Below are 11,202 nucleotides of genomic sequence, written 5' to 3'. Positions count from 1 at the left end.
GAGCTCCTCGGCGTGCTTCTCGTCGTCCGTCCAACGCGAGTTGCCGCCGTCGACGACGATGTCGCCCGCGGAGAGCAGTGCGCCGAGCTCGTCGACGGTGGACTGGGTCGCGGCGCCGGCCGGGACCATCACCCACACCACGCGGGGGCCTTCGAGCTTCTCGACGAGCTCCTGGAGGGAGGCGACGTCGGAGACCTCGGGGTTGCGGTCGTAGCCGATGACGGTGTGGCCTGCGCGGCGGATGCGCTCGCGCATGTTGCCGCCCATCTTGCCGAGGCCGATGAGTCCAAGCTGCATGTCAGTTCACTTACCTTCGTGGATCTTGATACGTCAGGCGGTACGGCCGCGCAGGGCGCGGTACGTGTCGACCAGGGACTGGGTGGACGCGTCGAGGCCGGGGACCTCGGCGCCCTCGGTGAGGGCGGGCTCCACGCGCTTGGCGAGGACCTTGCCGAGCTCGACGCCCCACTGGTCGAAGGAGTCGATGTTCCAGACGGCGCCCTGGACGAACACCTTCTGCTCGTAGAGGGCGATCAGCTGGCCGAGGACCGAGGGGGTCAGCTCGCGCGCCAGGATCGTCGTCGTCGGGTGGTTGCCCTTGAACGTCTTGTGCGGCACGAGTTCCTCGGCGACGCCCTCGGCGCGCACCTCCTCCGGCGTCTTGCCGAAGGCGAGCGCCTGGCCCTGCGCGAACAGGTTGGCCATCAGCAGGTCGTGCTGGCCCTTGAGTCCGTCGGACAGCTCGTCGACCGGGTTCGCGAAGCCGATGAAGTCCGCCGGGATCAGCTTCGTGCCCTGGTGGATGAGCTGGTAGTAGGCGTGCTGCCCGTTGGTGCCGGGGGTGCCCCAGACGACCGGGCCCGTCTGCCACTCCACGCGGCGGCCCTGGCGGTCCACGGACTTGCCGTTGGACTCCATGTCGAGCTGCTGGAGGTACGCCGTGAACTTGGAGAGGTAGTGGCTGTACGGGAGCACCGCGTGCGACTGGGCGCCGTGGAAGTTGCCGTACCAGACGCCGAGCAGGCCGAGCAGCAGCGGCGCGTTGGCCTCGGCGGGGGCTGTGCGGAAGTGGTCGTCGACCAGGCGGAAGCCGTCGAGCAGCTCGCGGAAGTGGTCCGGGCCGATCGCGATCATCAGCGAGAGGCCGATGGCGGAGTCGAAGGAGTAGCGGCCGCCGACCCAGTCCCAGAACTCGAACATGTTGGCCGTGTCGATGCCGAACTCGGAGACCTTCTCGGCGTTCGTCGACAGGGCGACGAAGTGCTTGGCGACCGCCGACTCGTCACCGAGGGAGGCCAGCAGCCAGGAGCGCGCGGCCTTGGCGTTGGTGATCGTCTCGATCGTCGTGAACGTCTTCGAGGCGATGACGAACAGCGTCTCGGCCGGGTCGAGGTCGCGGACGGCCTCGTGCAGGTCGGCGCCGTCGACGTTCGAGACGAAGCGGAACGTCAGGTCGCGGGCGGTGAACGGGCGCAGGGCCTCGTACGCCATGGCCGGGCCGAGGTCCGAGCCGCCGATGCCGACGTTGACGACGTTCTTGATGCGCTTGCCGGTGTGGCCGGTCCACTCGCCCGTGCGGATCCGGTCGGCGAAGACGGCCATCTTGTCGAGGACGGCGTGCACCTTCGGCACGACGTTCTCGCCGTCGACCTCGACCACGGCGTCGGCCGGGGCGCGCAGCGCGGTGTGCAGCACGGCGCGGTCCTCGGTCGTGTTGATCTTCTCGCCGCGGAACATGGCGTCGCGCTGCCCGAACACGTCGGTGGCGGTGGCCAGTTCCTGGAGCAGGGCGAGGGTCTCGTCCGTGATCAGGTGCTTGGAGTAGTCGATGTGCAGATCGCCGACGTCGAGCGTGTAGCGCTCGGCGCGCGCCGGGTCCTTCGCGAACAGCTCGCGCAGGTGCGTGCCGTTGAACTTGGCGCGGTGGTCCTCCAGGGCCGTCCACTGCGGGCGACGGGTGAGGAGGGGGTTGCTGTCAGGCATGTTGAACGGACTCCTTGGTGACTTTGCCGTGGGCGGCTGCCTGCAGGGCCACGGCGTACATCTCGTCGGCGTCGAGGCGGCGCAGCTCCTCCGCGATCAGCTCGGCGGTGGAGCGGACCTTGAGGGCCAGGGTGCGCTCGGGCTGGCCGGGGAGGGTCAGCTTGGCGAGCGGTCCCTCGGGGCGGTCGATGCGGATCTCGCCGCTCGGCGTGCCGAGGCGGACCGCGGTGACGACGGGGCCGTCCGTGGTGACGCGCTCGACCGGGACGCCGAGCCGGGCGCCGAGCCAGCGCGCGAGCAGTTCGGCGCTGGGGTTGCCGGCCTCGGACTCGACGGCGGCGGAGACGACGTCGGTGCGGGCCTGGTCGAGGGCGGCGGCCAGCATGGAGCGCCACGGGGTGAGCCGGGTCCAGGCCAGGTCGGTGTCGCCGGGGGCGTAGTGCGCGGCGCGCCGGTCGAGGGCGGCGAGCGCGTCCTCGTCGGCGTACAGGTCGGTGATGCGGCGGGCGGCGAGCGCGCCGAGCGGGTCCTTGGCGGGCTCGTCGGGGGCGTCGACCGGCCACCACACGACGACCGGGGCGTCGGGCAGCAGCAGCGGCAGGACGACGGAGTCGGCGTGCTGGCCGGTCTCGCCGTACAGGCGCAGGATCACCGTCTCGCCGGTGCCGGCCTCGGAGCCGACCCGGACCTCGGCGTCGAGCCGGTTGCCGTGGCGGTCGCGGGGCAGGCGCTTGGTGCGCCGAATGACGACGAGGGTGCGCGAGGGGTGCTCGCGGGACGCCTCCTGGGCGGCCTTCGTCGCGTCGTACGCGTTCTCCTCGTCCGTGACGATGACCATCGTCAGGACCATGCCCACGGCGGGCGTCCCGATGGCCCGGCGTCCTTCGACGAGCGCCTTGTTGACCTTGCTTGCCGTGGTGTCGGTGAGGTCGATCCTCATGGCCTTCGCCAGCTCCGTCCGTCTCGTGCGAGCATCTCGTCCGCTTCCTTCGGGCCCCAGCTGCCCGAGGCGTACTGGGCGGGCCTGCCAGTCTTGTCCCAGTGCTCCTCGATGGGGTCGAGGATGCGCCAGGACTCCTCGACCTCTTCCGTACGGGGGAAGAGGTTGGCGTCGCCCAGCAACACGTCCAGGATCAGCCGCTCGTACGCTTCCGGGCTGGACTCGGTGAACGACTCGCCGTAAGCGAAGTCCATGGACACGTCGCGGATCTCCATCGACGTACCCGGCACCTTGGATCCGAAGCGCACCGTCATGCCCTCGTCCGGCTGAACGCGGATGACGACGGCATTCTGGCCGAGTTCCTCGGTCGCGGTGTGGTCGAACGGGGAGTGCGGGGCGCGCTGGAAGACGACCGCGATCTCGGTGACGCGGCGGCCGAGGCGCTTGCCGGTGCGCAGGTAGAACGGGACGCCCGCCCAGCGGCGGTTGTCGATGCCCAGCTTCACGGCGGCGTAGGTGTCGGTCTTCGACGCGCGGTCGATGCCGTCTTCCTGGAGGTAGCCGCGGACCTTCTCGCCGCCCTGCCAGCCCGGCGCGTACTGCGCGCGGACCGTGGACTTCTCCAGGTCGGCGGGGAGCTGCACGGACTTGAGGACCTTGAGCTTCTCGTTGACCAGCGACTCGGCGTCGAACGCGGCCGGCTCCTCCATCGCCGTGAGGGCGAGCAGCTGGAGCAGGTGGTTCTGGATGACGTCGCGGGCGGCGCCGATGCCGTCGTAGTAGCCGGCGCGGCCACCGATGCCGATGTCCTCGGCCATCGTGATCTGCACGTGGTCGACGTAGGACCGGTTCCAGATGGGCTCGTACATCTGGTTGGCGAAGCGGAGCGCCAGGATGTTCTGGACGGTCTCCTTGCCGAGGTAGTGGTCGATGCGGAAGACCTGCTCGGGCGAGAACACGTCGTGCACGATTCGGTTCAGCTCACGTGCCGACTCGCTGTCGTGGCCGAACGGCTTCTCGATGACGGCGCGCCGCCAGGAGCCCTCGGCCGCGTCCGCGAGGCCGTGCTTCTTGAGCTGCTGCACGACCTTGGGGAAGAACTTCGGCGGTACGGAGAGGTAGAACGCGTAGTTGCCGCTGGTGCCGCGCTTCTCGTCCAGCTCGTCGACGGCGCTGCGCAGTTGCGCGAACGCGGTGTCGTCGTCGAAGTCGCCGGGGATGAAGCGCATGCCCTCGGCGAGCTGCTGCCAGACCTCCTCGCGGAAGGGGGTGCGGGCGTGCTCCTTGACCGAGTCGTGGACGACCTGCGCGAAGTCCTGGTCCTCCCACTCGCGGCGGGCGAAGCCGAGGAGCGAGAAGCCCGGCGGCAGCAGGCCGCGGTTGGCGAGGTCGTACACGGCCGGCATCAGCTTCTTGCGGGACAGGTCGCCCGTGACGCCGAAGATGACGAGCCCGGAGGGGCCCGCGACGCGCGGCAGACGGCGGTCGCGGGCGTCCCTCAGCGGGTTCTGCCAAGCGGTCTCCGAAGAGGACGAGCTCACTTGGACTCAGCCTCCGTCAGGCGCGAGGAGACGGTGGAGAGCAGGTCGTTCCAGGCGATCTCGAACTTGGCGACGGCCTCGTCCTCGAGCTGCTGGGTGACCTCGTCGAGCGAGATGCCGAGCGCGTCGACGGCCTTGAGTTCGGCGCGGGCCTGCTCGTAGCGGCCGGTGATGGTGTCGCCGGTGATCTCGCCGTGGTCGGCGGTGGCCTTCAGGGTGCCCTCGGGCATCGTGTTGACGGTGCCGGGCGCGACCAGCTCGTCGACGTACAGGGTGTCCTTGTACGCGGGGTCCTTGACGCCGGTGGAGGCCCACAGCGGGCGCTGCTTGTTGGCGCCGGCGGCCTCCAGCTTGGTGGCGCGCTCAACGGCGAAGGCCTGCTCGAAGGCCTCGTAGGCCAGGCGGGCGTTGGCCAGCGCGGCCTTGCCCTTCGCCGAGGCCGCCTCGTCGGTGCCGATCTTGTCGAGGCGCTTGTCGATCTCGGCGTCGACGCGGGAGACGAAGAAGGAGGCGACCGAGTGGATCGAGGAGAGGTCGATGCCGCGCTCGTGGGCCTTCTCCAGGCCGGCCAGGTAGGCGTCCATGACGGCCTTGTAGCGGTCGAGGGAGAAGATCAGCGTGACGTTGACCGAGATGCCGAGGCCGATGACCTCGGTGATCGCCGGGAGGCCCGCGAGGGTCGCCGGGATCTTGATCATCACGTTGGGGCGGTCCACGAGCCAGGCCAGCTGCTTGGCCTCGGCGATGGTGGCCTCGGTGTTGTGGGCCAGGCGCGGGTCGACCTCGATGGAGACGCGGCCGTCACGGCCCTGCGTGGCGTCGTACACCGGGCGCAGGATGTCGGCGGCGGCGCGCACGTCCTGCGTGGTCATCATGCGGACGGCCTCGTCGACGGTGACCTTGCGGACGGCCAGGTCGGCGAGCTGCTCCTCGTAGCCCTCGCCCTTGCCGATGGCGGCCTGGAAGATCGAGGGGTTCGTGGTGACGCCCACGACGTGGCTGTCCGCCATGAGCTCGGCGAGGTTGCCGGACTCGATGCGGGTGCGGGACAGGTCGTCCAGCCAGATGGAAACGCCTTCGTCGGACAGCGACTTGAGGGGTGCGACGGCGTTGCTCATGTTCTGCTTCATCTTCTTTCGGGCGTGCTGTTTCTACGGAAGGGTCAGGCGCGGGCGGCGGCGAGGGACTCGCGAGCCTTCGCGGCGACGTTCTCGGCGGTGAAGCCGAACTCGGCGAAGAGGGTTCCGGCGTCGGCGGAGGCACCGAAGTGCTCAAGGGAGACGATGCGTCCGGCGTCACCGACGTAGCGGTACCAGGTCAGACCGATGCCGGCCTCGACCGCCACGCGGGCCTTCACGGACGGCGGCAGGACGGACGCGCGGTAGTCGGCGTCCTGCTCCTCGAACCACTCGACGGACGGCATCGACACGACGCGGGTCGCGATGCCCTCGGCCTCCAGCTGCTCGCGGGCGGCGACGGCGAGCTGGACCTCGGAGCCGGTGGCGATCAGGACGACGTCCGGGGTCTCCTTGGACGCCTCGACCAGGACGTAACCGCCCTTGGCGGCGTCGTCGTTGGCCTCGTAGGTCGGCAGGCCCTGACGGGAGAGCGCGAGGCCGTGCGGGGCCGGCTTGTCGGTGCCGCGCTTGAGGATCTCGCGCCAGGCGATGGCGGTCTCGTTGGCGTCGGCCGGGCGGACGACGTTCAGGCCGGGGATGGCGCGCAGCGCGGCCAGGTGCTCGACCGGCTGGTGGGTCGGGCCGTCCTCGCCGAGGCCGATGGAGTCGTGGGTCCAGACGTAGGTGACCGGGAGCTGCATGAGGGCCGACATGCGGACGGCGTTGCGCATGTAGTCGGAGAACACCAGGAAGGTGCCGCCGTAGATGCGGGTGTTGCCGTGCAGCGCGATGCCGTTCATCTCGGCGGCCATCGAGAACTCGCGGATGCCGAAGTGCACGGTGCGGCCGTACGGGTCGGCCTCGGCGAGCGGGTTGCCCTTCGGGAGGAAGGAGCTGGCCTTGTCGATGGTCGTGTTGTTGGAGCCCGCGAGGTCGGCGGAGCCGCCCCACAGCTCGGGGACGACCGGGCCGAGCGCCTGGAGGACCTTGCCGGAGGCGGCGCGCGTGGCGACCTTCGTGCCGGTCTCGAAGGACGGCAGGGCGTCCTCCCAGCCCTCGGGGAGGCGTCCCGCGAGCACGCGATCGAGGGTCGCGGAGCGCTCGGGGTTGGCGTTCCGCCACTCGGCGAGCTTCTTGTCCCAGGCGGCGTGCGCCTCGGCGCCGCGGTCGAGGGCGCCACGGGTGTGGGCGATGACCTCGTCCTCGACGATGAAGGACTGCTCCGGGTCGAAGCCGAGGACGCGCTTGGTGGCGGCGATCTCCTCGTCGCCGAGCGCGGAGCCGTGCGAGCCCTCGGTGTTCTGCTTGGTCGGGGCGGGCCAGGCGATGATCGTGCGCATGGCGATGATCGACGGCTTGTCGGTGACGGCCTTGGCGGCGGCGAGCGCCTCGTACAGGGCCTTCGGGTCGACGTCGCCCTCGGCGGTGGGCGCGATGCGCTGGACGTGCCAGCCGTACGCCTCGTAGCGCTTCAGGACGTCCTCGGAGAAGGCGGTCGCGGTGTCGCCCTCGATGGAGATGTGGTTGTCGTCGTAGACGAAGACGAGGTTGCCGAGCTTCTGGTGGCCGGCGAGGGACGAGGCCTCGGCGGAGACGCCCTCCTCCAGGTCGCCGTCGGAGACGATCGCCCAGATGGTGTGGTCGAAGGGGCTCTCGCCCTCGGGGGCCTCCGGGTCGAACAGGCCGCGCTCGTAGCGGGCGGCCATCGCCATGCCCACGGCGTTGGCGACACCCTGGCCGAGCGGACCGGTCGTGGTCTCGACACCGGCGGTGTGGCCGTACTCGGGGTGGCCCGGCGTCTTCGAACCCTGCGTGCGGAACGCCTTCAGGTCGTCCAGCTCCAGCTCGTAGCCGGAGAGGAAGAGCTGGGTGTAGAGGGTGAGGCTGGTGTGGCCGGGCGAGAGGACGAAGCGGTCGCGGCCGGTCCACTCCGGGTCGGCCGGGTCGTGCCGCATGGCCTTCTGGAAGATCGTGTACGCGGCCGGGGCCAGGCTCATGGCGGTGCCGGGGTGTCCGTTGCCGACCTTCTGCACCGCGTCCGCGGCCAGCAGGCGCGCGGTGTCGACGGCACGCTGGTCGCGTTCGGTCCACTCGAAGGGCTTCGCGTCGGCGCCCTCAGGGGTGGCGAGTCCGTCCGGTGTCTGCGTGCTCATCTGTCCAGCTTCCTTCACATCCGTTGTCCTGCGAGGTGTCGAAAGACACCGCCCGACCGGGACCAAAGTCCCAGGTCGAACCACCTACGAATGTAAAGGTCATACTTTTGGCTCGACAGGTGCCCCCGTGCCAGCGTTCGGTGAAAATGGGACACGCACCCAGGCCCGAGCCAAGGAAAGTGAATGACGGAGCAGGACCCCTCACAGACGAGCGCACATCTGCGGGCGCCCACTGAAAATCGAGCGCACATCCGCACCTATCCGTTCGACCCGGGCGCGAGCCTGTCCGGCGTCGGGATCCAGGTCGGACCGATGGGTTCGGAGGGTCCGTGGGCGGGTGGCGTCGGCCTCTCGCGGCGCGTGCACCGCATCGACTTCCACCTCCTGCTCTTCTTCCGCGAGGGCCCCGTCCGCCACATGATCGACTTCACCGAGTACGAGGTGGGCGCCGGGGACATCCTGTGGATCCGGCCGGGGCAGGTGCACGGCTTCTCGACCGAGGACACCTACGTCGGCACGGCGCTGACCATGCAGCCGGGCTTCCTGCCCCGCGCGATCGTCGAGGCGACCGGCCTCTACCGCTACGACCGCCCGCCGCTGCTCCACCCCGACCCGGACCAGCTCGCCGCGCTCGACGCCGCGCTGGCCCAGCTGCGCCGCGAGTACCTGGACACGACGACGCTCCCGCTGAGCCTGCACACCGCGGTGCTGCGGCACACCCTGACGGCCCTGATGCTGCGTGTGGCACATGTGTCGGCGCAGGCCGCGGCGGAGGACGACGGGACGCCGCAGCAGGACACGACCTTCACCCGGTTCCGCACGGCGGTCGAGCAGGGCTTCACGTCCAACCACAGCGTCAGCGCGTACGCCGACGAACTCGGCTACTCGCGCCGCACGCTGGTCCGCGCGGTGCGCGCCGCGACGGGCCTCACCCCGAAGGCCTTCATCGACCGGCGCGTGATCCTGGAGGCCAAGCGGCTGCTCGCGCACACGGAGCTGCCGGTGGGGCGGATCGGCGTCGCGGTCGGCTTCGCGGACTCGGCCAACTTCTCGAAGTTCTTCCAGCAGCACACGGGGTCGACACCGGCGGCATTCCGCTCGGAACAGGTGTGAGCGCCCGGCCGGCTACGCCTCCGCGGCGAAGATCAGGCACATGTCCGCCGTGGCCCGCGCGTGGATCCGCAGCTCCTCGCGGGCCCGCCCCGCGTCGCCCGCGACGATCGCGCGGGTCAGCGGATCGTGCAGCTCGCCGGGGGTGGAGCGGGCCTCGGAGCCGCCGGGGTGGGTGGAGATGATCCGGGTCAGCTCGTCCTGGATGCCCTGCTCGGCCTCCAACAGCCGCCGGGAACCGGAGAGTTCGGCGATGCACAGGTGGAACGCGGCGTCGGCGGTGCGGTAGGCGTCCGCGTCGGCCAGCAACTCGTGGGTGCGGTCCGACAGTTCACGCAGGAGCGCGTGCGCGGCGGCACCCTGCACGTCGACCTCGCGCCCGGCACCGTCGTGCACGACGCGTCCGCGGCGAGCGGCGCGCAGTGGGCGCTCCACGACGTCGCCCTGGAACCGGACAGCCGGTGCGCGCGGGCCTACGGCCAGGACGTGCTGCCGATCGCCTCGGGGCACCACCAGGCGGTGGACCGGGTCGGCGCGGGGCTGCGGGTCACGGCGCGGGCGGCCGACGGCTGCGTGGAGGGGCTCGAATCCGTCGACGCCGAGGACGGCTGGGTGGTGGCCGTGCAGTGGTACCCCGAGGCGGAGATTCCCGAACCGGCCCTGCGGGCCCCGCTGTTCGAGGCGCTTCGCCGGGCGGCCGCACACGGCCGCTCCCGCTCCGGCGCGGGGCTCGGCAGTTCCGCCGCGGGGCTCGGCACCTGATCCGTCACAATGACTGCATGTCACGCGCCACCCCCTCCTGCCCCTGCGGACTGCCCGCCTCGTACGCGGAATGCTGCGGCCGCTACCACTCCGGCAGCGCCGCCGCCCCCTCCGCCGAGGCCCTGATGCGCTCCCGGTACGCCGCGTTCGTCCGGCGCGACGGCGCGTACCTGCTGCGGACCTGGCACCCGGACACCCGCCCGCCCGGCATCGACTTCGCCGACGCGCCGCGGTGGACCGGCCTGGAGATCGTGGACACGACGGACGGCTCCGCGTTCCACCAGCACGGCACCGTCACCTTCCGCGCCCACTACCAGGGCGGCGTCCTGCACGAGCGAAGCCGCTTCTCCCGCGTGGCCGGGGCGTGGGTGTACGTCGACGGGGACTTCGTCGAGTAGGCCCGGCCCCTCCGCGACTCCCCCGCACCCCCTCCAGTAACCCCGGCAGGCTCTCGGCCCTTGCGTCCCGAGACCCACCGGGGTTACTTTCGGAATTGTTCCGCAATCGATTGCGGAACTGTTTCGGAACCGTCCGGAACCCGACCTACGAACCAGGTGAGGCCCCATGCCCCGCGTGACCATCGCGGACATCGCCAGGGAAGCCGGCGTCAGCAAGCCGACCGTCTCCCGCGCGCTGAACGGGCACCCGGACGTCGGCGCCGAGACCCGCGAGCGGATCGAGCGGATCGCCGCCGACCTCGGGTACGCCCCGAGCACCAGCGCCCGCTCCCTGCGCACCGGCAGGCACGACACGCTCGGGCTGCTCATGCCGCTCCAGCAGTGGTGGGGCTACTCGGACATCCAGTACGGGATCGCCGAGGAGTCCGCGCGGCGCGGACTGCACCTGATGGTCCACCCGCTGCAGCCGGGCGAGCGCGCCGAGCGCGAGTTCGTCACGCGGACGCTGCCGACACTGCCCGTGGACGGTCTCATCCTGCTGATGCCCGAGGGCACGCCCCGGCACATCGGCGCCATCGCGCAGACCAGCATGCCCTCCGTGGTCATCGACGACCGCGGACACCGCCTCGACCTGCCGTACGTGGAGAGCACCAACCGCGCCGGTTTCCGTGAGGCGGTGCTGCACCTGGTGCGGCACGGGCGGCGCCGGATCGCGTTCGTCGGCGGGCAGCTGAACGACGCCTTCGCCCAGGAGCGCTTCGAGGGATACCTCGACGCCCTGCGCGAGGGCGGCATCGACTACGACCCGGACCTGACGCTGCTGCCGGCCGACCGCGAGCCGACCGCCGACGAGATCACCGAACTGCTCGGCACCGACCCGGACGGGCTGGCCGTCGCCTGGGACGAGATCGCCTTCTCGGCGCTCAACGCCCTGCACACCAGCGGTCACCGGGTGCCCGAGGACGTCGCCGTCATCGGGTTCGACGACTCCCCCATCGCCCGCGTCATGCAGCCGCCGCTCACCACGGTGCGGCAGCCGTTCCGGGAGATGGGCGCCGCCGCGGTACGGATGCTGCTCGACTCGATCGAGCACGGCCGCCCCCCGGCCCACTTCACCGTTCCCACCGAACTCGTGATCCGCGACTCCTGCGGCAGCCACGAGAACCAGTAGCCCCTGCCCCGGCGGCCCGCACGCCC

General features: G+C 70.9%; 11 protein-coding genes. 4 read left to right on the top strand and 7 right to left on the bottom strand.

Annotated features, from left to right (window positions below; all coding sequences use genetic code 11):
- The 6 genes from ACY34M_RS34475 to tkt all read right to left on the bottom strand — a co-directional run.
- Positions 1–297: NAD(P)-binding domain-containing protein (locus tag ACY34M_RS34475; protein ID WP_462723160.1), on the bottom strand; the 297-nt coding region annotated here is incomplete at its 3' end.
- Between the two features lie 33 nt (positions 298–330).
- Positions 331–1,983 (bottom strand): glucose-6-phosphate isomerase, encoded by a 1,653-nt coding sequence (pgi, locus tag ACY34M_RS34470; RefSeq protein WP_462723161.1) that lies wholly within the window; start codon positions 1,981–1,983, stop codon positions 331–333.
- Entirely contained in the window at positions 1,976–2,923 is a 948-nt protein-coding gene (opcA, locus tag ACY34M_RS34465) for a glucose-6-phosphate dehydrogenase assembly protein OpcA (protein ID WP_462723162.1), read from the bottom strand. The genes pgi and opcA overlap by 8 nt, the downstream gene beginning before the upstream one ends.
- The gene (zwf, locus tag ACY34M_RS34460) at positions 2,920–4,464 is read right to left on the bottom strand and encodes a glucose-6-phosphate dehydrogenase (RefSeq protein ID WP_462723163.1); all 1,545 of its coding nucleotides are present in this window, start codon (positions 4,462–4,464) and stop codon (positions 2,920–2,922) included. Before zwf ends, opcA begins: the two co-directional genes overlap by 4 nt.
- Complete coding sequence (gene tal / locus ACY34M_RS34455) at positions 4,461–5,582, bottom strand: transaldolase (protein ID WP_462723164.1); 1,122 nt, start codon at positions 5,580–5,582, stop codon at positions 4,461–4,463. The genes zwf and tal overlap by 4 nt, the downstream gene beginning before the upstream one ends.
- A gap of 44 nt (positions 5,583–5,626) precedes the next feature.
- Positions 5,627–7,735: a transketolase gene (gene tkt, locus ACY34M_RS34450; RefSeq protein ID WP_462723165.1), complete on the bottom strand. Its 2,109-nt coding sequence runs from the start codon at positions 7,733–7,735 to the stop codon at positions 5,627–5,629.
- Positions 7,736–7,918: 183 nt separating this feature from the next.
- Here tkt and ACY34M_RS34445 point away from each other — a divergent pair, with 183 nt between their 5' ends.
- A complete protein-coding gene (locus ACY34M_RS34445) occupies positions 7,919–8,848 on the top strand; it encodes a helix-turn-helix domain-containing protein (protein WP_462723166.1) in 930 nt (309 codons plus the stop codon).
- A 12-nt stretch (positions 8,849–8,860) separates the two neighbouring features.
- On the opposite strand, the gene ACY34M_RS34440 is transcribed toward ACY34M_RS34445, so the two are convergent.
- On the bottom strand, positions 8,861–9,211 hold the full coding sequence (locus tag ACY34M_RS34440) for an FCD domain-containing protein (protein WP_462723167.1): 351 nt from the start codon (positions 9,209–9,211) through the stop codon (positions 8,861–8,863).
- Here ACY34M_RS34440 and ACY34M_RS34435 point away from each other — a divergent pair.
- From ACY34M_RS34435 to ACY34M_RS34425, 3 genes are all read left to right on the top strand, one after another.
- Positions 9,191–9,607, top strand: coding sequence for a gamma-glutamyl-gamma-aminobutyrate hydrolase family protein (locus tag ACY34M_RS34435; protein ID WP_462723168.1), 417 nt, complete (start codon positions 9,191–9,193; stop codon positions 9,605–9,607). The two genes, ACY34M_RS34440 and ACY34M_RS34435, sit on opposite strands and share 21 nt — an antisense overlap.
- Before the next feature lie 17 nt (positions 9,608–9,624).
- Positions 9,625–10,005 carry a YchJ family protein gene (locus ACY34M_RS34430; RefSeq protein ID WP_462723169.1) on the top strand — a complete coding sequence of 127 codons (381 nt, stop codon included), beginning with the start codon at positions 9,625–9,627 and terminating at the stop codon, positions 10,003–10,005.
- A 166-nt stretch (positions 10,006–10,171) separates the two neighbouring features.
- A complete protein-coding gene (locus ACY34M_RS34425; RefSeq protein WP_462723170.1) occupies positions 10,172–11,176 on the top strand; it encodes a LacI family DNA-binding transcriptional regulator in 1,005 nt (334 codons plus the stop codon).
- Positions 11,177–11,202: the final 26 nt, after the last annotated feature.

Source organism: Streptomyces sp. EDA2-14, assembly GCF_054963755.1.
This window is presented reverse-complemented; position numbering and strand designations above follow the sequence as displayed.